17 protein-coding genes and 3 pseudogenes are annotated in these 16,857 nt (G+C 68.9%); 8 read left to right on the top strand and 12 right to left on the bottom strand.

All coding sequences use genetic code 11. From position 1 onward, the window contains the following. Nucleotides 1–14 precede the first annotated feature (14 nt). Nucleotides 15–1,427 (bottom strand): PLP-dependent aminotransferase family protein, encoded by a 1,413-nt coding sequence (locus tag AB0C84_RS12055; protein ID WP_361064446.1) that lies wholly within the window; start codon nucleotides 1,425–1,427, stop codon nucleotides 15–17. Between the two features lie 462 nt (nucleotides 1,428–1,889). Between AB0C84_RS12055 and AB0C84_RS12050 the strand changes: the two are divergent. After that, nucleotides 1,890–2,006, top strand: a pseudogene (locus AB0C84_RS12050) (IS5/IS1182 family transposase); the annotation flags it as partial. A 241-nt stretch (nucleotides 2,007–2,247) separates the two neighbouring features. Next, nucleotides 2,248–2,514 carry a histidine kinase dimerization/phospho-acceptor domain-containing protein gene (locus tag AB0C84_RS12045; protein WP_361064443.1) on the top strand — a complete coding sequence of 89 codons (267 nt, stop codon included), beginning with the start codon at nucleotides 2,248–2,250 and terminating at the stop codon, nucleotides 2,512–2,514. An 83-nt stretch (nucleotides 2,515–2,597) separates the two neighbouring features. On the opposite strand, the gene AB0C84_RS12040 is transcribed toward AB0C84_RS12045, so the two are convergent. Continuing rightward, nucleotides 2,598–2,909 (bottom strand): histidine kinase dimerization/phospho-acceptor domain-containing protein, encoded by a 312-nt coding sequence (locus AB0C84_RS12040; RefSeq protein WP_361064440.1) that lies wholly within the window; start codon nucleotides 2,907–2,909, stop codon nucleotides 2,598–2,600. Between the two features lie 43 nt (nucleotides 2,910–2,952). Continuing rightward, nucleotides 2,953–3,585 carry a TetR/AcrR family transcriptional regulator gene (locus tag AB0C84_RS12035; protein WP_361064437.1) on the bottom strand — a complete coding sequence of 211 codons (633 nt, stop codon included), beginning with the start codon at nucleotides 3,583–3,585 and terminating at the stop codon, nucleotides 2,953–2,955. Nucleotides 3,586–3,656: 71 nt separating this feature from the next. Here AB0C84_RS12035 and AB0C84_RS12030 point away from each other — a divergent pair, with 71 nt between their 5' ends. Continuing rightward, nucleotides 3,657–3,920, top strand: a complete 264-nt coding sequence (locus AB0C84_RS12030; RefSeq protein WP_361064434.1) for a hypothetical protein — start codon at nucleotides 3,657–3,659, stop codon at nucleotides 3,918–3,920. Between the two features lie 159 nt (nucleotides 3,921–4,079). Here the strand turns inward: AB0C84_RS12030 and AB0C84_RS12025 are convergent, their stop codons facing one another. Further along, nucleotides 4,080–4,310, bottom strand: coding sequence for a MarR family transcriptional regulator (locus AB0C84_RS12025; RefSeq protein WP_361064431.1), 231 nt, complete (start codon nucleotides 4,308–4,310; stop codon nucleotides 4,080–4,082). A gap of 569 nt (nucleotides 4,311–4,879) precedes the next feature. Here AB0C84_RS12025 and AB0C84_RS12020 point away from each other — a divergent pair. Beyond that, nucleotides 4,880–5,305 (top strand): integrase core domain-containing protein, encoded by a 426-nt coding sequence (locus AB0C84_RS12020; protein ID WP_361064428.1) that lies wholly within the window; start codon nucleotides 4,880–4,882, stop codon nucleotides 5,303–5,305. A gap of 274 nt (nucleotides 5,306–5,579) precedes the next feature. Here AB0C84_RS12020 and AB0C84_RS12015 read toward each other — a convergent pair whose 3' ends face one another. The 4 genes and pseudogenes from AB0C84_RS12015 to AB0C84_RS12000 form a co-directional block, all read right to left on the bottom strand. Continuing rightward, nucleotides 5,580–7,073 (bottom strand): SulP family inorganic anion transporter, encoded by a 1,494-nt coding sequence (locus AB0C84_RS12015; protein WP_361064425.1) that lies wholly within the window; start codon nucleotides 7,071–7,073, stop codon nucleotides 5,580–5,582. Between the two features lie 10 nt (nucleotides 7,074–7,083). Continuing rightward, complete coding sequence (locus tag AB0C84_RS12010) at nucleotides 7,084–7,713, bottom strand: carbonic anhydrase (RefSeq protein WP_361064423.1); 630 nt, start codon at nucleotides 7,711–7,713, stop codon at nucleotides 7,084–7,086. Nucleotides 7,714–7,934: 221 nt separating this feature from the next. Continuing rightward, nucleotides 7,935–8,303: a hypothetical protein gene (locus tag AB0C84_RS12005; protein ID WP_361064420.1), complete on the bottom strand. Its 369-nt coding sequence runs from the start codon at nucleotides 8,301–8,303 to the stop codon at nucleotides 7,935–7,937. Between the two features lie 509 nt (nucleotides 8,304–8,812). After that, nucleotides 8,813–9,034, bottom strand: a pseudogene (locus AB0C84_RS12000) (transposase); the annotation flags it as partial. Nucleotides 9,035–9,179: 145 nt separating this feature from the next. On the opposite strand from AB0C84_RS12000, the gene AB0C84_RS11995 reads away from it, so the two are divergent. Then, complete coding sequence (locus tag AB0C84_RS11995; protein ID WP_361064417.1) at nucleotides 9,180–10,679, top strand: DUF4241 domain-containing protein; 1,500 nt, start codon at nucleotides 9,180–9,182, stop codon at nucleotides 10,677–10,679. 239 nt (nucleotides 10,680–10,918) lie between these two features. Here AB0C84_RS11995 and AB0C84_RS11990 read toward each other — a convergent pair. Both AB0C84_RS11990 and AB0C84_RS11985 read right to left on the bottom strand, forming a co-directional pair. Beyond that, a pseudogene (locus AB0C84_RS11990) lies at nucleotides 10,919–11,316 on the bottom strand (transposase); the annotation flags it as partial. A 186-nt stretch (nucleotides 11,317–11,502) separates the two neighbouring features. Further along, nucleotides 11,503–12,381 carry a helix-turn-helix transcriptional regulator gene (locus tag AB0C84_RS11985; RefSeq protein ID WP_361064414.1) on the bottom strand — a complete coding sequence of 293 codons (879 nt, stop codon included), beginning with the start codon at nucleotides 12,379–12,381 and terminating at the stop codon, nucleotides 11,503–11,505. Between the two features lie 607 nt (nucleotides 12,382–12,988). Between AB0C84_RS11985 and AB0C84_RS11980 the strand changes: the two genes are divergently transcribed. The 3 genes from AB0C84_RS11980 to AB0C84_RS11970 all read left to right on the top strand — a co-directional run bounded on the left by AB0C84_RS11980 (nucleotide 12,989) and on the right by AB0C84_RS11970 (nucleotide 15,721). Next, nucleotides 12,989–13,540, top strand: coding sequence for a hypothetical protein (locus AB0C84_RS11980; RefSeq protein WP_361064411.1), 552 nt, complete (start codon nucleotides 12,989–12,991; stop codon nucleotides 13,538–13,540). Nucleotides 13,541–13,688: 148 nt separating this feature from the next. Then, a complete protein-coding gene (locus tag AB0C84_RS11975; protein ID WP_361064408.1) occupies nucleotides 13,689–13,955 on the top strand; it encodes a hypothetical protein in 267 nt (88 codons plus the stop codon). 281 nt (nucleotides 13,956–14,236) lie between these two features. Further along, on the top strand, nucleotides 14,237–15,721 hold the full coding sequence (locus tag AB0C84_RS11970) for an FAD-binding protein (protein ID WP_361064405.1): 1,485 nt from the start codon (nucleotides 14,237–14,239) through the stop codon (nucleotides 15,719–15,721). A 272-nt stretch (nucleotides 15,722–15,993) separates the two neighbouring features. On the opposite strand, the gene AB0C84_RS11965 is transcribed toward AB0C84_RS11970, so the two are convergent. Both AB0C84_RS11965 and AB0C84_RS11960 read right to left on the bottom strand, forming a co-directional pair. Beyond that, complete coding sequence (locus tag AB0C84_RS11965; protein WP_361064753.1) at nucleotides 15,994–16,275, bottom strand: TetR/AcrR family transcriptional regulator C-terminal domain-containing protein; 282 nt, start codon at nucleotides 16,273–16,275, stop codon at nucleotides 15,994–15,996. 60 nt (nucleotides 16,276–16,335) lie between these two features. Beyond that, on the bottom strand, nucleotides 16,336–16,851 hold the full coding sequence (locus AB0C84_RS11960) for an SRPBCC family protein (protein ID WP_361064402.1): 516 nt from the start codon (nucleotides 16,849–16,851) through the stop codon (nucleotides 16,336–16,338). Between the last annotated feature and the right edge of the window lie 6 nt (nucleotides 16,852–16,857).

Raw genomic sequence — 16,857 nt, 5'->3', positions numbered from 1 at the left:
TCGGGGCCGACCCGTCATTCGAGGCCGGCGCAGCACTCGGCAAGAATCCGCACACCGTCCTCGATCGACGTCGCAGTCGCGCGGGCGTAACCGAGAACCAGGCCGCGCCGCTCGCTTGTGCCGTGGTCGTAGCGACCCAGTCCGTAAACCTTCACGCCCCGTCGACCCGCTTCACTCACCAGGCGATCCTCGTCGATTCCTTCGGGCAACCGCACCAGGAGGTGCAGCCCAGCGGCGATTCCGGCAGTTTCCAGTGCAGGCAGGTACTTGTCGAGTGCCTCGAGCATCCGTGCCCGCCTGGCGCGGTAGAGGCGACGGGACCGGTTGAGGTGCCGCTCCAGTTGCCCGTTGTCGACGAGCTCGGCGAAGGTGAGTTGGACCAACGCGGAGACACCGAGGTCGATCCCCTCCCGTGCCTCGACGACGAGCCGATTCCAGAGTCCCGGCAGGACGAGCCAGCCCAGCCGGACCCCCGGCGCGAGGAGTTTGGTCGACGAGCCCACGAAGGCGACCCGGCCAGGCGCCATGCCCTGCAGGCAGCCGACCGGCCGCTTGTCGTAGCGGAACTCGGCATCGTAGGCATCTTCGAGCACCAGCCCGTCGACGGCGTCGGCCCAGTGCACCAATGCTTGCCGTCGCTCTGCTGACAGCACCACCCCGGTCGGGAACTGGTGTGCGGGGGTGACCAAGACCATGCGCACGTCGGGGTGTCGTTCGAGCACCTCGACTTTGATTCCGTCCTCGTCGACCGGGATCGACACCAACTCGAGCCCGGCGGCCGATGCGAAGTCGCGCAGGGGTGGCCAGCCAGGCTCCTCGACAGCGAGCTTGGTATGGCCGGCGCGTGCGGCCGCCCTGCAGACCAGCCCGATCGCGTGGGTGGCCCCCGCGGTCGCATGGACGTGTTCGGGTTCGGCCACGACCCCCCGAGTGCGACCGAGAAGCTCGCAGACGCTGATCTTGAAGGCCTGGATACCTGACGGGTCGATGTAGTGGAGGTTGTCCCACTCCGTGCTGGCGAGGACGGTCTGCGTCGCTCGTGCCCACGCACTCGCGGGGAAGGCGGAGATGTCCGGCTGCCCGGCGGTGAGGTCGATCCGGTAGCGCGTGACCGGCTGCTCGATCACCGGGTCTTGCGGCGCAGCCCGCCACGACAGTTCACACACCCGCGTCGCACCGCCCTGCGTGGCCTGCAGGTATCCCTCGGCGATCAGCTGTTCGTAGGCCTGTACCACTACCCATCGCGAGCATCCGAGTTCCGACGCCAGATGCCGGGAGGACGGCAGCGCAACGCCTTCACGCAGGCGTCGGCTTCGAATCGCGTCGCGTAGCGACCCCTCGAGCCGGGCGGTCAGCGTGCGCTCAGGCCTCCGCTCGATGTCGACCAGGGCAAGATCGGCCGAGAACTTGGACTGACGGATCGCCATGCCCGTACTCTCCTCACAACTGGTCTGGCTGAAGGAGCGAATACTGGACTATACGACCGATCCGGCCGTCCATACAGGCCAGCGGGAACCGAGTCGAGGAACCGGCTGGCCGGCCGTGAGCGCAAAGATCTGGTAGCAGAGGGCGGCGGCCTGTCATGCGAGGGCGTGATCAGGCTGGGTGGGCTTGTCAGTGTGGTGTTCTCGGACCCGTCTCCGGTGTTCCTCGACGGTTGCGTGCGGGGAGAGGGGAGATCGGCATTCCCAGGACCGAGAGCACAGGGGCACCGGCCCGGCCTGCTCACTTTCGTGCCACCGTCTCGACTCGCACGGCGACGACCTTGATCAGCTGGGTGCAGTCGTTGATGTCGTCGGCGGTCCCGGTGGAGGTCAGCGGCACCACCGCCCACCAGGAACCGAAGCGACCGGCGGCAACGGCTCGATCCGCGCTTGGGCCGCATCTGTGTGGATCGAGCCTGGTTCCGCCGCCTGCGCATCCGCCGGGAGACGCTCGACGACATCCACCAGGCCATCCTGACACTGGCCGCAGCCATCATCTGCTGGCGACGTCTCATCCGCTGATTCTGTTACGACCTCTAAGGCGCCGGTACCGCTTGTCCGCGCCCGCGGGCCGGGAGGCGATCCCCGTCCCGGTCGGACACCCGGTCTTGCACTAGATCTAGGTAGCGATACCCGTACTTCACCCCCCGCCGCGACCTCTGCCCTGAAGGCACGCTGGACCGGTAACCAGATGAGCTTTACGGAAGGCCGAACCATGAGCCAGCACCAGACGTAAAGCGCGCCCCTTGCATCCGGAAGCCAGGTGGTCGAGAGCCGCGACGTTGCGACGACCAAGGCCCCTCTCGATTGCCTTGGTGCAGACGACCTGGCCCGGCGAACTCCCCGCGACCTGAGCCACGACCTGCGCACACCGCTGACCGCGCTTCGACTTCACCTGGAAGAGGCGCTGATGTATCCCGAGGATCTTGATCCTTCTGTCACCCGCTACGACAAACTCGCCACGCACTACCGCGCCGTCGTCACCATCGCCAGCCTCATCCTCAATCACAATCCGCAAAACACGCCCTAACAGACAGTCCGTTGACCGGGCCATCCCCTGACCGACCCGCCATGCCGGTGCCGATGGCGGTAGCACTCGCCCGCCGCTGCAGCCTAAGGGCGCTCCGAAGCGTCCCTTTGGAGCGACCAGAGCAGGGCGATGACCGTGTTCTCCAAGCGCTCGACGCTCTGCAACGCTTCCTTCAAGGCCGCGAAGGGGTCGGCGACATCCCTGTTGGTCAGGGCCTCTTCCAACTCCAGTCGTAGCGCGGCAAGCGGTGTGCGCATCTCGTGCGAGGCCTGGACGACGAATCGGCGCTGCCTCTCGGCCGACGCCACGCCGTTGAACCGGGCGCGCCGGTCGGCGTCGAAGCTCTTGCGTATCTCGATCGTCCCGGCCGAGATGAACTCGATGTCCTGGCACATTGGGCGGGTCCTTTCGCTGGTGCGGCGGGTGTACGCCGCTGCCTTATGGAGGGCCGGGGGAGTCGGCGGGGGTGAAGGCGCCGCTGAGGGCGGCGGCGTACGCGGCCGCGGCGGCTCTCTCGGCGACCTCGTCGTCCAACGGCCCGCGAGCGACGAGCAGGCGGTAGTAGACGGGGGCGCCGACGGCGCTGATGATCGCGATGCCGTCGGCTCCCGGCGGCAGTTCGCCGCGTCCCACGGCCCGCTCGACGATCCGGGACGCGAGGCGGTTGCGCTCGGCGATCACCGTCGCCCAGGCGGTGGACGCCTGGGGGGACCGGACGGCGGCGGCCACGACGCCCTCGACGAGCGCCCGGGCCCTGGGCTGCCGGTAGAGGGCGGTGATGGCCAGCGCGAGCGCCCGCAGGTCGTCCTTCAACGAGCCGGTGTCGGGTATCGGGATCTCGGTCTTGCCCAGTTCGCCCAGCAGGTCGACGACGAGTCCCTCGACCGTCCGCCATCGCCGGTACAGCGTCGCCAGATGCACGCCCGAACGCTCGGCCACCTTCTCCAGGGTGAGCCCGGCGTAGCCGCCGGCCTCCAGTTCGTCCCGGGTCGCGGCCAGCACCGCCGCGCGAGTGCGCGCCGTCCGGCCGCCGGGGCGCACGGCCCCCGTCGCGGGCGGTTTCGCGTCCATGCGGCGCCCCTTCCTGTGGGTTGCGTCACAAGGGTAACGCGAAATCGTTCGCATTTACAGGCGGGCGTCAGGTGAGCTGGAGGTGCGCCCGCCTGGTGGCCCTGCTCGGCCGAGGGCCGGGCAGAATCGCCTCGGCGCAAGACGCCGACCCGCCGCGCAGTCAACCGGCCCGCCTACTAGGCGCCGCCGACACGGCAGCGCGGATGGTGGCGATCGACGAGGCGGCCCGCGAGGTCGGCGACCGGACCACCACCCTGGCCAGTGAGTTCCTGGACGAGACCCCGCCCCCCCGGCGGGGCCTGCTGGCAGCCCTCGCGGCAGGGTTCAGATGCTAGGCCGAGCGGCTGGCGGCGCGGTCGGGGGAGGGCAGGCGGAGGGCGGACCGGACACGGGCGCCCTCCACCGTTGACTCATGAGCGGCCGCTGCTGGCGGCGCTGTACTGCAGCTGCCCGCACCCATGAAGCGTTTGGTTGGGTGGGGCTGCGGGCACGTGTCAGCCCAGTGCTTTGCGCAGCAGCGCCGTCAACTGACCCTGTTCGTCGGGTGAGAGTCGTCCGACCGTCGTGCGGGCGAAGGTGAAGGCTGTTGCGAACCGGTGGTTGATCTCGTCTCCTCGGGAAGTTCGCGCGACGAGTCGTGCGCGGCGGTCCCGGGGATTCGGTTCACGGGTCACGAGGCCGAGCGCTTCGAGACGCGCGACGATCTGGGTGAATGTTGGAGGCATCGCAGCCGAGCTCCTCGGCCAAGGCGCCCATGGCGCGTCGCTCATCGAGTCGCCCGAGCACACATGCCTGCGTGGCCAGCCGTGACGACGGACCAGAGAGGAGATGCCGCCGTTGGGCGGCCACGGCCTCAGGAGCAATCTCCAGATGGGCCCGCGGTCGTTGATGTCGGGCGGCCCAATCCAGTGGCGGTGCCGGGTGCAGACGTAACGGTGATGCTGCAGCACCCGAAACACCGGCCCGCCCGGGTGGCGGGCGTCGCAGCGCAGTCCGCCGATCTGCGGGGTGTGGCGGAAGCCTTCCCAGGTCGGGGGCGGGTCGCGGAGCTCAAGGAGCGCGCCTGCCAGGTGGCCGGGCGGGCGACCGGTGAGCGCGGACAATCGAAGGCCGGAGAGGCTTCTCAGAGAGTCCGGACCGGCAGGGCATCTCCGGTTACGTGGGTTAGTGAGGTCGTGGTGGCGGGGGTGTTGACCATGGGAGATCGCAACGTCCTTGATCTTCGCTGAAGTGCGCTGTGTGGAGCGAAGGATGCTGTCTGACCTGCGGATTTGTCGAGAGGCGGCTTTCTTCGATGCTCGTAACCGGACAGTCAAAGCTGCCGTTCGAGGTGCTCAGCGACAACGGCAAGCAGTTCACCGGCGGCACATCCGGCCACAGCCGGTTGAGGTTCTGTTCGAGCGCGTCTGCCTGCCGTCAGAACGGCGTCAATCAGCGGCTCACCAGGCCCCGCTCCCCTACCACGACCGGGAAGATCGAGCGTTCCCACAAGACGCTGCGCCAGGAGTTGCTGCACCATGCGGTGCGGTTCGAGTCCCTGGCCGCCGCGCAGGACGCCATCGCTGCTTGGGTGCACGCCTACAACCACCAGCGGCCCCACCAAGCGCTGAACATGGCCACCCCGGCCAGCGTGTTCCGCCCGCACGCTCCCGCCCCGACGAGCCCGAGCCCGAGCCCGCGAGCCAGGATGAGGCCGAGGCACCGTTGCGGGTCGAGGTGATCGAGCCACCGGCCGACCGGCCACAGGAGTCGGCGGTGCGGTTCGAGGTCCGCGTCCCACCCAGCGGTCAGGTGACTCTGGTGCCGGGACGGCAGCGGTTCTCGGTTCCCCAGGGTCTGGCCGGACGAACGTTGACCGTCTGGGCTGGCCTGCGCAGCCTGCACTTCCCGCTCGACGGGCATCTGGTCCGCACATGCCCGTGTGAGACGGAGTGACGGGGGGCAGATGCGGGCAGGACGCCCGCATCTGCCCCGTCACGGGTTCCGGGCGGACCTCAGGATCGGGCGTCTCCGACCGAGACCATGTCGAGGCTCGCCTGGTTGTGGCGCTCCACCCAGTTCATCAGCGCCGTGTGGCAGGCGTGGTCCAGGTGCCGCAGACCGGTGAGGTCCAGTTGGACCGGCCGATCGCGCGGAAGCTTCTCCAAGGTGTCCAACATCTGCGGTAGACGCAAGAACGTGGCGTGGCCGGCCAGGGCGACACGCACCGGACGCCCGTGCGCGCCGGTCACCTCTTCCCTTTCGTCCACCTCGATCTGGATGTGCGAAGTCTCCCAGGCTGTCTTGATCACAGCCAGCACCAGGCCGAGCAGCACTCCCTCGAACAGGTTGAGGACGACCACTGCCGTGGCCGTGAGGACGAGGATCAGTGCCTCGCCGCGATGACGGCGCCACAAGGGGCGCAACTGCTTGACAGGCATGAGTTTCCAGCCGGCGTGCACGAGCACGCCCGCGAGGGCGGCGAGCGGGATGATTCCCAGCGCCGCAGGGAAGGCCGCGGCGAACAAGAGAATCCAGAGCCCGTGCAGGACGCGCGAAGCCTTGGTCTGCGCTCCTGCCTGCACGTTGGTGGCGCTGCGTACGATCACCGCCGTCATCGGCAGGGCTCCCAGGAGCCCGCACACGGTGTTGCCGGTGCCCTGGGCCATGAGCTCCTTGTCGTAGTCGGTACGGGGGCCGTCGTGCATGCGATCGACCGCGGCGGCGCTGAACAGGCTTTCCGCGGAAGAGATGAGCGCGAATGCCAGCACGGTTCCGAGGACGCCGATCTCGGCCAGTCGGCCCACGTCGCCGATGCCGGGTGGCTGGACGGCTCCGAGAAGGCCCTGTACGTCCAGCCGAGCCACGGGCAGATCCAGCAGGAAGGACGCACCCGTCGCCAGAGCCACGGCCGCGAGCGGCGCCGGAACTTTTCGGACTCGTTTCGGCAGGTGCGCCCATCCCGCCAGCAGTGCGACGGTGCCCGCGCCGACGCCGAGCGCGGCCAGCGCCGCGGCTGATCCGGTGCTGTCGAGGAGCAGGCCCGGCAGCCCGGCGAGTTTGGCCATACCCGAGCCGGGCGCGGTGGCATCGGCCATGGCGTACAACTGCCCGGCGATGATGGTCAGGCCGATTCCGGCGAGCATGCCCTCCACCACGGCCACGGAGATCGCGCGGAACCACCGCCCCATCCGCAGCGCGCCGAGCAGCAACTGCAGGAGGCCCGCCGCGAGGACTATCGCGCCGAGCGTGCTCAGGCCGTATGTCTGGACGGCCTCGTACACCAGGACGGTCAGGCCCGCGGCGGGCCCGCTGACCTGGAGGCTGCTGCCGGGAAGCAGACCGGTCACCAGGCCGCCGACTATGCCGGTGATCAGGCCCAGCTCGGCCGGGACGCCGGAGGCGACCGCGACTCCCACGCACAGCGGCATGGCGACGAGGAAGACGACAAGGGACGCGGTGATCTCGTTCCGAAGCACTCGGGAGGACCGCAGGGTCGTTGGGAGCATCGGTCCTCACCTACAGGGGAGAGAAGGTGTCGGCGTCCGGCCGGTGCGCCAGCACCGATCCGGTGTGCACTTCGTAGTACCAGGCGTGCAGGCCGATCCGGCCGTCGGCGGCCCGCTCGTCCACGCCGGGATAGGCGCGCAACCGCTCCAGTTGATCGAGCACATGTCTCTGGACCGCTGCCGCCAGGTCGCCGCAGCCGGCGGAAGGGGATGCCGCCCGCTCGGATGCGGCGTCACCGGGCAGACGCGGCGAGGTGCCGGCGGCCTCGGCCAGCCATGTGCGGACGGCGGGGGCGGCGCTGAGGTCGTCGCCGCGGACCAGGGCGCCGACGGCCCCGCAGTGGGAGTGCCCGCACACCACGACGTCGGCGACGCCGAGGATCTCGATCGCGAACTCGATGGTCGCCGCTTCGCTGGTGGGACGGTCCAGCCGGTACGGCGGAACGATGTTGCCCGCCGTGCGCAGCTCGAACAGCTCCCCTGGACGGGCTCCGGTGAACAGGGAAGGGATCACGCGCGAGTCGGAGCAGGTGATGAACAGCGCCAGAGGCGACTGGCCGTCGGCGAGCCGATGGAGTTCTCCGCCGTTCTCCGCGGCCCGGGAGCCGAACGTTCGGGCATGGTCAATGAAAGTGCGCATGCGAAATACCTCCAGGGTGCCCCGGCGAATGCGAGGGCATCGTAGGAGTTGGACAAAGGACGATCTGACGGTGTGGTCGTCCGGTCGCGTTGACCCGTTTCCGGTACCGATGTGCGATGAGGGCGTTGTTCATTCATGTGGCACGGTCGTACCGACCAAGCACGACGGCTTACGCCCTCAAACGGTGTTTCGGCAGGAAGAACACGCGCCGGAGGGCGCTGTCAGCAACGGAATACCTGGAGGATGGCGGGTATGTTCCCGGTGGTACGTCTGCTGATCGCGTGCACGAGCCCGCCGACGCGGCGCGGAAACGCGATCGTGCTCACGTCGGCGGTGAATGCCGATCGTGTCGGGGTGTCCGGGGCTTCAACCTCTTTGGGGTTGGCCACGCGACTGCTCGCCCGGACAGTCAGATGCTTGGGCGACTCCTGCGCGGACTTCCGCTCCTCCGAACTGGAGCGAAGTGCGCCCGAGTCGCTCAGCTGGATGCTGCCCGCCGAAGTCGGCGCCGCGAACTCGCCGGGGCCTGCGCTTTGGAGAGCCGTGTCCAGAACCAGGTGCAGGCAGCCGCAAAGGACGATGATGAGCAAGGCGGCGGCACGTCTCATCGTGCTGTGCCCTACCACCGGCGACGTCCTCCGATCGGGCCGGGCTCATCCAGCCGCATCGTCCGCTACTAACTGACCTGTACGTGAAGCGCTGATGGCGCGCCAAGCTGCTTGACAGTGCATTCGAGCGCCCGGCAGAAAGCGGGTGGCAGCCAGATCACGACCTTATCACGCATCGTTAGTCTATGATCACGAAGCCGGAATCGGTTCCAGGGATGGCGGGAGCTTTCCGGTCGGCCGTGCCGGCTTGCGCGGTGCCGGGGTGTCGGCCAGTCCCGTGCGGTCGGCCACCGGTCCCAGGTACAACTTTGAGGAGCGCGTCCGCTGGCCCCTGCCGACCTCGAAGGGGCTCACCTGGTCGCCCAAGGCCGCGCCAGCGCGCCTCGCTGGCTGCCTCGAATCCAAGTGCCGGTCTCGCGCCCTCCCAAGGCCCCCATCAGCGCCTCTGTTGGCGCCCCGCGCCAGAGGATGTGCCCGCCGTGTCCGGTGGATCATGTGTTGATCCGGAGCAGAGCGGTGACCAGGACGATCGCTGCCCGGTAGTTGCGGGCGAGTTTGTCGAACCGGGTGGCGATGCCGCGCCATTGCTTGAGACGTCCGATGCAGCGTTCGACCACGTTGCGGCGCTTGTAGACGGCAGGGTCGAAGACCGGCGGGCGCCCGCCGCGTGAGCCGCGGCGGATCCGTCCGGCCCGCTGGTCGGCGCGTTCGGGGTGGTGGCCCCGATCCCGCGGCGCCGCAGTGACCAGCGGATCGCGCCGCGCGGCCGCTTGCGCTGAGTCAGACCCCGGCTGGATCACCGAACCATTGCGGACCGTCGCCGTGCCGCCAGGCGAGTTCCCGGTCACGGTGTCGCTGATGCGCACGGCAGGCGGGACGCGTGTCGCCGCGGCCCGGGTGACCGTCCTGGACGCCCCGCCCCACGAGTGGGAGATGGCCCTGAAGCCCGGTGAGGATCCGGGGCTGCTCGGCGAGGACCAGTTCTACGGGGTCGGTGTGGACGCCGGAACGGCGGCGTTCCTCGACGCGGCCCGCACGGTGAGCGAGGAAGAGTTCGACGGCCTGATCGAACGCCTCGACGGCGACGGCTCCTTCACGACGGAACTGGACGCTCCAGAGCCCGAGCCGAACCTCATCGCCTTCAGCGCCGGTTGGGGCGACGGCTCCTACCCCGTCTGGATCGGCCGCACAGACGACGGCCGGGTGGGCCGCGTCGTCATCGACTTCCAGCTCTTCCCCGCCGCCCACCGGCCCGCCCCGAAGGCTCCGCGCCCGCCCAGGGGCCTCGGGAAGATCGAGGCCGAGCGCGCCGAGGCGGCTCCCGCCGCGGCCGAAGATCCGCCCCCCGCCGGACGCAAGCGCGCCCACTTCGAAAAGCTCCGCGAGACCGAGCGGCTGGAGTGGGGAGGCCGGCTGCCGACCGCCACCTTGCGGGCGGTGCCGCAAGCGCTGTCCCTGGTGCGCTATGACGCCGATCTCGTGCACGAGATGGACGCGGCAGGCCCCGGTGTCCAGCGCGGGATCGCCGAGTTCGCGGCTCGCCGCGCCGCGACCGAGGCCGGTCTCGCCGATCTCGCGTGGGTCGCCCCGGCGCTGGCCGCACTCGCGCAGGGGCGGGCACTGCCCTTCCCCTTCGACGACCGAGCCAACGCAGTGCGGGCCCTGCTCGCTGACCCCAACGCCCCGGACCGGACGGTCGGCGAGGCGGTGCCGCCGCCGCGGCACGAGCCAACGCAGTCTCTGGTCGAGGGAACGGAAACCGAAGCCGTCACCGTGTTCACCCGGGCGGAGCGCTCGGAGCCGGCACGGATATCGCAGCCTCACATGGCGCTGCCCGCCGTCTTGTGCGCAGGCGATCCGCACGCGCTCACGGGAGCTGTCGGAGCGGTGTCGGCCGGCGTGGCCACGTTCGGCGAGGACTATCCTGCGTTCTTGCAGGAGGTCCGAGACCTCTGCGCCGCGCTGCGCGACAGCGGCCTCCACCTTGCGGACCCTTGCGCCGTCCCGGCGCCCGCCGAAGACCCGGACGAGTCCGCCACCTTGGCCACGCCCATCGTTGTGGAGGCCGCCGACGGTCTCCTGGACACCGACGTCATCGAGGGGATCACCGTGCGGGTCCCAGCGGATCCGGGCATGGTGGTGGACCACGTCGTGCAGGTGGAATTGGTCTTCGGCAACACCAGATTCGTGGACTGGCGACCCGTTGCGGCTCCCGGGGAGACGATGGATTTCGCCTTCGACATCGAACATGGCTACACAGCCGCCTACTACGGCGAGGCGACAGTCTCCTATAAGCAGTTCCTCGACGAGGACACCGTCATCGCCACATCAAAGCCCCTCGTACTGCGCGTCCGTTGAGGGCCCGGGACTCGGGAAGCTGCGATGAGCCCCAAAGTAGTTCTGTGTAGTCGCACGGACGGCTCCCGAAATCTGAGGACCCGCTTTCCGACCTCAACTCCTGGAAGCGGACGCTACAGACCAGCCAGGCGATGGCGGTGCCATGGATGGAAGAAGCTGTCCGTCGGGGTGCCGCAGATATTTCGGCCTGGACAGGCGACACAAGGTGTTGATCTGGATCGACTGCCTGTGGGCATGGCTCATGCAGCCGTCGCTTGGGGGCGGCGAGGTTCGTAGAAGGCGCCGTCGCGGAGCATGGCGAACAGCACGCTGATGCGGTGGCGGCCAGGCGGAGCAGGGCTTGGGTGTGGGTTTTGCCGCGGGCTCGGCATCTGTCGTAGTAGGGGCGGGAGGCGGGGTCGTGCAGGGCGGCGAAGGCTGAGAGGAACATGGCCCGTTAGAGCTGCCGGTTTCCGCTTCTGGGTGCGTGTTCGCCGTGGATCGAGGTCCCTGAGGACTTGGTGGTGGGGGCGAGGCCGGCGTAGGAGGCCAGGTGTGCGGCGGTGGGGAAGTTGGTGCCGTCGCCGACGGTGACCAGCAGGACTGCTGCGATCCTGACCGCGACCCCGGGCATCGAGGTCAGGACCGGGGAAAGAGGAACTGGCGGTGTCGATGAGAAGCACGCCGAGTTCGACGGCACGCCGCACGATACGCACACACTCGGCGCGGTCCTCGGGCTCGCCCCAGATGCCGAGTCCGGTCAGCCGCATGGCACCGAAGCCCAGGCGAGCGATCTTCTTCCCGGCGATCTCGTAGGTGCCCGCGCGGTCGGCGAGGGAGGTGTTCATGATCGGGTGTCACCCTTCTCCAGAGTCGTGTCCTCGTCGGCGTCCTCCGCATCGGCGGCCGCCTGGTCGGCCAGACGTCGCAGGAGGACCAGGCCGTCGTGACTGGCGCTGCTGGGTTCGGCGCTGTAGACGGACAGGTGCTGTCCAGGGGCACTGGTGACCGCGAAGGTCTCGAAGTGCAGCCACAGCTCCCCTGCACGCGGGTGCACGAAGTGCTTCTTCTCACGGGTCCGCGGACGCACCTCGTAGCGAGCCCACAGGTTCGAGAACGCCGGGCTATGCAATGTCAGTTCACCGACGACCCGCTGGATGCGCTCGTCCGCGGGGAACTGTGAGGACGACGCCCGCAAATTGCTCACCGCGAGACGCGACGCGGCGTCCCAATCACCGTAGAACGACTTCGCATACGGGTCCAGGAAGATCATGCGCAACAGGTTGTCGTACCGGGCGAACCCGCCGTAGAGCTCGCGCGCCATCGCGTTCGCGCCCAGGATGTCCTGCGCCGCGCCGACCAGGAAGGCCGGCACGTCCGGCATGCCGTCCATCAGCCGGACCAGCTCCGGAGCGGCGGTCGGTGACGCGGCCGCCCGCGCCCCGAACACCGGCAGGCCTAGCCGGAACAGATGCACGGCGGCGTCGTCGTCCAGTCGCAGGGCGCCGGCGATCGACCGCAGCACCTGATCGGAGGGATGCCGTTCCCGGCCCTGCTCCAGCCGGATGTAGTAGTCCGTGCTCACTCCGGCGAGCAGGGCCACCTCGTCGCGCCGAAGGCCCGGCACCCGCCGAGGACCGTCGTCGAGCAGACCGACGTCCTGCGGCCGGACCAGTGCTCGCCGGGCCCTGAGGTACTCACCGAGCTTGTTCTCACTGTCCACCCTGCCGACAGTAATGCGGACCGAGTCCCCTGGCGTGGGTGCCCTGCACCCACTCTGGCCGAGCCGACGCTGCGGCGTCCCGCCCAAAATTCCTGCTGCTCCGTCGGCCGGACCAGGATCTCGTTCACCGCGACGTGGCGCCGCCTGGTGACGATGAAGGCGATGGTGTCCGCCACATCCGTGGGACGCAGGCACTCCATCGCGGTGTAGCGCTCGTACACCCGGTCCCGGACGTCGGGACGGTTCTGGAGGGGCAGCTCGGTCTCCACCGCGCCAGGCTCTACGAGCGAGACCCGCAGGTGGCGCTGTGTGACCTCCTTGCGGAAGGCTTCACCAAAGGCGGTCACGGCATACTTGCTCCCGGGCACACGCTGCGACGACACACGAACGATGATCATCGGTCCGTCACGAAGCGAGCCTGCCGGCGCTTGCGTGACCACCGCGCGTTCCGGGCCTCGGCCCAGCGGTCCTGCATCGGCAAATACGGTCGGCCCCGGCAGCGCGAGTCCACCCGGGCGACACCATGAAGAGGTCACACCATGCGTGCGAACATTCAGGTCTATGGCGACAACACCGCCGAGAACGTCAAGAACTGGCGGGTGGTCAGATGACTAGCGCGAGCCCGGGATCGTCCCGTCTGATCGCGACGGTGGACGCCCTGCGTGCGGCGCTGGCGGAGAGCACGGACCTGCTCCGGTCCACGCTCGGCGGGACCGTCGACGAGGAGACGGCGGCCGCCGCGGAGGCCGACGGGGTGCCCCGGGAGTTCCTGGACTTCTGCCGGGTGCTGGACGGTGCGAGCTGCGGGCCGTCCGTGCAGCTCTTCGGCTTGGAGGAGGCCGAGGAGCACCAGTTCTACTGCGGGCCGGTGGTCGACTCCCCGCTGGATCTGTCCCCGGAGAAGCTGTTCTGCGTCGGGTTGATCGGCGACACACCGATCTTCCTCGACCGCGCGGGCCGCGGCATCCTCGGTATCCCGGACGAGCACTGGGAGTGGGTCGACGCGGAGCGCTTCGAACGGCTCGCGCCCGGGCTGGAGGCGTTCTTCCTGGAGCGGTTGGCCTCTCCGGAATACGCACGCCTTACGGCGATCGACGACGAGTTGGTGGAGTACGACGACTGGCTGAAACTGCTACGACGAGCCGGTCTCGCCGACTGAACCGCCGGCCAGCCGGTCCGTCCGCGACCGGTCTGAACCGTACCGGTCTACCGATGTCGCAGCCTGTCCTGTGCCGCAGCCTGTCCGAGGCCCCGCTGGCCGACGTCCTTGCTCTAGCTGACGCGCTCCACGAGCCGGTGCGCTGGCCGTGGAGCCGATCACCGGGGACGAGGACACCGATGAGAACCGGCTCGCCCTCTGCTACCCCCGCCATGAATTTAGCCCGGTGTGCGGCCGGCCGGAACTGATGCATCGCCCGGCGCAACAGCTCTCGGCTGTGTTCCGACGACGGTTTGAGGGGACAGGGGGTGATGGTGATGTAGAAGGGGTCGCCGTCCAGGACGTGGTCGTTGTTCCTGAACTGCTCGATGAAGTTTCCGGCGGCGCGGTACCGGTCTGGCCGTGGAGCAGCTGACCGTACGGCGCTCATCATTTCGCTCCGCCCAGCCCCAAGGTGCCGTCATGCGCCTGCGCCTCGCCGTGATGAATGCCGCTACGCCGCTCGCACCGACGGCTCGTGAGACTAATGGGGTAGATGCCGATTGGCTCTGCAGCTTGGTGACCGTTCGGCTCGCCCGTTCTTAGCGTGCGACTGAACATTCCCCCTCTTCGAGGAGGCCGCCGGTGGCCGGACACACGAGAAGGACGATCCTGCGGGGCGGCGCGGTGACCGCCGCATCGGTTCCTCTGGCGCAAGTGACCTCGCCTCCCGGGAAGGCGTCTGTTCAGGGGCCGGTCAGCGTGAAGCCGGGAGATCCGCGCTATCCCTCGCTGGTGCGCCGAGGCTACAACCGGCGGTTCGAGGGGCGGCCAGAGGAGATCCGTGTGGTGCGCTCCGCTGAAGATGTCGTACGTGCGGTGGACGATGCGGTGCGCACCGGCCGGAGGCTCGCCGTGCGCAGCGGAGGTCACTGCTTCGAGAACTTCGTGGACGCCCCGGACGTCCGGGTGGTCATCGACCTCTCCGAGATGACGGCAGTCCGCTATGACCGGCGCCGTAGGGCCTTCGAGGTGGAGGCAGGCGCCACGTTAGGTGAGATGTACCGGAGGCTGTACGTCGGGTGGGGCGTGACCGTCCCGGCCGGAACCGCCGGCTCGGTGGGAGTCGGCGGCCATGTCAGCGGCGGCGGCTACGGTGCCCTGTGCCGTCTGCACGGCCTGTCGGTCGATCACCTGTACGCAGTGGAGGTCGTCGTCGTCGGACGGTCGGGCAAGGCCAGGAGGGTGGTGGCCAGCAGGGAGCGGTCGGACCCCAACCGGGACCTGTGGTGGGCCCATACCGGAGGCGGCGGCGGGAACTTCGGGATCGTCACCCGCTACTGGTTCCGGTCACCGAGCGGCAGGACGCTGCCGGCTCCTCCGGCCACGGTCTTGGACTTCACCCTGTCCTGGCCGTGGGAGCGGCTCGACCGGGAGACGTTCGTCCGGCTGGTGCGCAATTATGGGGAGTGGGGCGAGCGCAACTCGGCACCCGGGTCGCCCGCGTGCGCGCTGTACGCCGAGTTCTCACTGAGCACCAGATCCGCCGGACACATCACGCTGAACGGCCAGGTCGCCGCAGACAGCGGCGCCACCCGGCTGCTGGACGATCTGACCACCGCGCTCGGAGGCGGCGTCAAGGTACGGCCGGCGCGCCAGGCGTCCACCCTTCCCTGGCTGACCGCGGCGATCCACGGTCTCGACGACGCGCCGGGCCCCTTCTACAGCATCAAGATCAAGTCGGGCTATCAGCGGCGGCGTTTCACCGATCGGCAGGCCGCCGCCCTCCACCGGCATCTGACCAGGTCCGACTACGACCATCCGGGCGGGACCGTGTTCGTGAACACCTACGGCGGCCAGGTCAACACCGTGCGTCCCGGCGCGACCGCCACCGCCCACCGTGACTCGATCTTCAAGATCGGCTTCCTCGCCGGCTGGGAGGACGCGGCCGAGGAGGCCCGGCACCTGGCGTGGATCCGCGAGCTCTACCGCGACTTCTACGCCGACAGCGGCGGCGTCCCGGCCGACGGCGCGTTCATCAACTACCCCGACAGCGACCTGGCCGACCCGACGTGGAACGGCTCGGGCATCCCGTGGCACACCCTCTACTACAAGGACGGCTACGCTCGGTTGCAGCAGGTCAAACGCCGCTGGGACCCGCGCGGCGTGTTCCGCCACGCCCTCTCCGTCCGCTCCTCCTGAAGCGAGGACCTACGCGATCGAGATCGGGTTCCCGTCGAGCGGCGGATGATCCCGCAGCTACCGCAACCAGGCTCCGACCGACTCAACTCGACTTAGCTAGGCGTTTGTGCAGGTGAGAGGCTCACTGTTCGGCTCAGATCGACCTAGATCGACTTCTCTGCTTTGCTTCACACCGAAGAGGCCACTGGTTGTCCCGGTCGCCGCGCCGCCATGATCGCTCATGTACGTGATGAAAGATCATTATCACGTACATGCGTAGATAGGAGCGGGCCTCAAGGCGTCCCTGAACTGGTGCGCTTTGGGGTGGTGGGGGCGTAGCTGCGGAGGAAGGCCTGCACGCCCAGGGTGACGAGCTGAGTGATCTCCTTCTGGGGCAGCGGGACGGCGCCGTGGAAAGTCTGCTGGTTGATGTCGGTGACGGTCAGAAGGTGAGGGCGGACGGCGGCGCTCTCGGCGTTGTCGATCTTCAGCAGGTCGCGGTCGGCGATCCGGCGCAGGTACGGCGCCAGGCGCAGATGCCCGGTCTGTGGCCCGGCTGCGACCCACGCCTTCAGGATCGGCGGCGGGATGTGGGCCGCTTCCGCCTCGATGGACTTGTGGCTGAGGGCCCCTGATCAGATGGCGGTCACCCGGGGCTCCGCGGCGGTCTTGATCGAGCCGAGCCAGCGCGTCAGCTCGGCGTGCAGCTTCGCGCTGTTGTAGAAGAGCCCGAGCAGGGTTCCGGCCATGGACTCCTCGGTTCGCAGGAGCGTGGCCCCGTCCTCACGGGTGGTGATGACGTGGCGGTGCGCGACGCGCGAGCCCATCGCGCTGCCGGTCCAGGTGATCTCGCGGAGCGGCTTGACGACGGCGAACCGTGAGGCGATGGAGGTGCGGCCGTTGACCCAGGTGAACCGTGTGTCCACCGTGACGTCGCCGTCTCCGGCGATGCGCACGTCGTGGATGGCCGGGTCGAATGCCGACCAGCCGGCAGGATCGGCGAGCAGGGCCCATACGCGCTCGGCAGGTGCGTCGATCACCACCTCGTGCGTGGATCGGATGGGCGCGGCCTCGTCGATCCGGTGCCGCTTGGCGTAGTTCTCGTGCAGCTCGTCGAGCGACGGTCCGCGGTAACGCATCTCCTGAAACATTCGAGG

The organism is Actinomadura sp. NPDC048955 (assembly GCF_040649435.1).
In the GTDB taxonomy this organism is placed as follows: Bacteria; Actinomycetota; Actinomycetes; order Streptosporangiales; family Streptosporangiaceae; genus Spirillospora; species Spirillospora luteofluorescens.
The sequence above is the reverse complement of the archived record's forward strand: the minus strand, read 5'-3'. Positions and strand labels throughout refer to the sequence as shown.

Coding starts and splice junctions, on each gene's coding strand:
- AB0C84_RS12055 (WP_361064446.1), bottom strand. CDS start 1,427: ATGGCGATCCGTCAGTCCAAGTTCTCGGCCGATCTTGCCCTGGTCGAC.
- AB0C84_RS12040 (WP_361064440.1), bottom strand. CDS start 2,909: ATGTGCCAGGACATCGAGTTCATCTCGGCCGGGACGATCGAGATACGC.
- AB0C84_RS12035 (WP_361064437.1), bottom strand. CDS start 3,585: ATGGACGCGAAACCGCCCGCGACGGGGGCCGTGCGCCCCGGCGGCCGG.
- AB0C84_RS12025 (WP_361064431.1), bottom strand. CDS start 4,310: ATGCCTCCAACATTCACCCAGATCGTCGCGCGTCTCGAAGCGCTCGGC.
- AB0C84_RS12020 (WP_361064428.1), top strand. CDS start 4,880: ATGCTCGTAACCGGACAGTCAAAGCTGCCGTTCGAGGTGCTCAGCGAC.
- AB0C84_RS12015 (WP_361064425.1), bottom strand. CDS start 7,073: ATGCTCCCAACGACCCTGCGGTCCTCCCGAGTGCTTCGGAACGAGATC.
- AB0C84_RS12010 (WP_361064423.1), bottom strand. CDS start 7,713: ATGCGCACTTTCATTGACCATGCCCGAACGTTCGGCTCCCGGGCCGCG.
- AB0C84_RS11995 (WP_361064417.1), top strand. CDS start 9,180: ATGCGCACGGCAGGCGGGACGCGTGTCGCCGCGGCCCGGGTGACCGTC.
- AB0C84_RS11980 (WP_361064411.1), top strand. CDS start 12,989: ATGACTAGCGCGAGCCCGGGATCGTCCCGTCTGATCGCGACGGTGGAC.
- AB0C84_RS11960 (WP_361064402.1), bottom strand. CDS start 16,851: ATGTTTCAGGAGATGCGTTACCGCGGACCGTCGCTCGACGAGCTGCAC.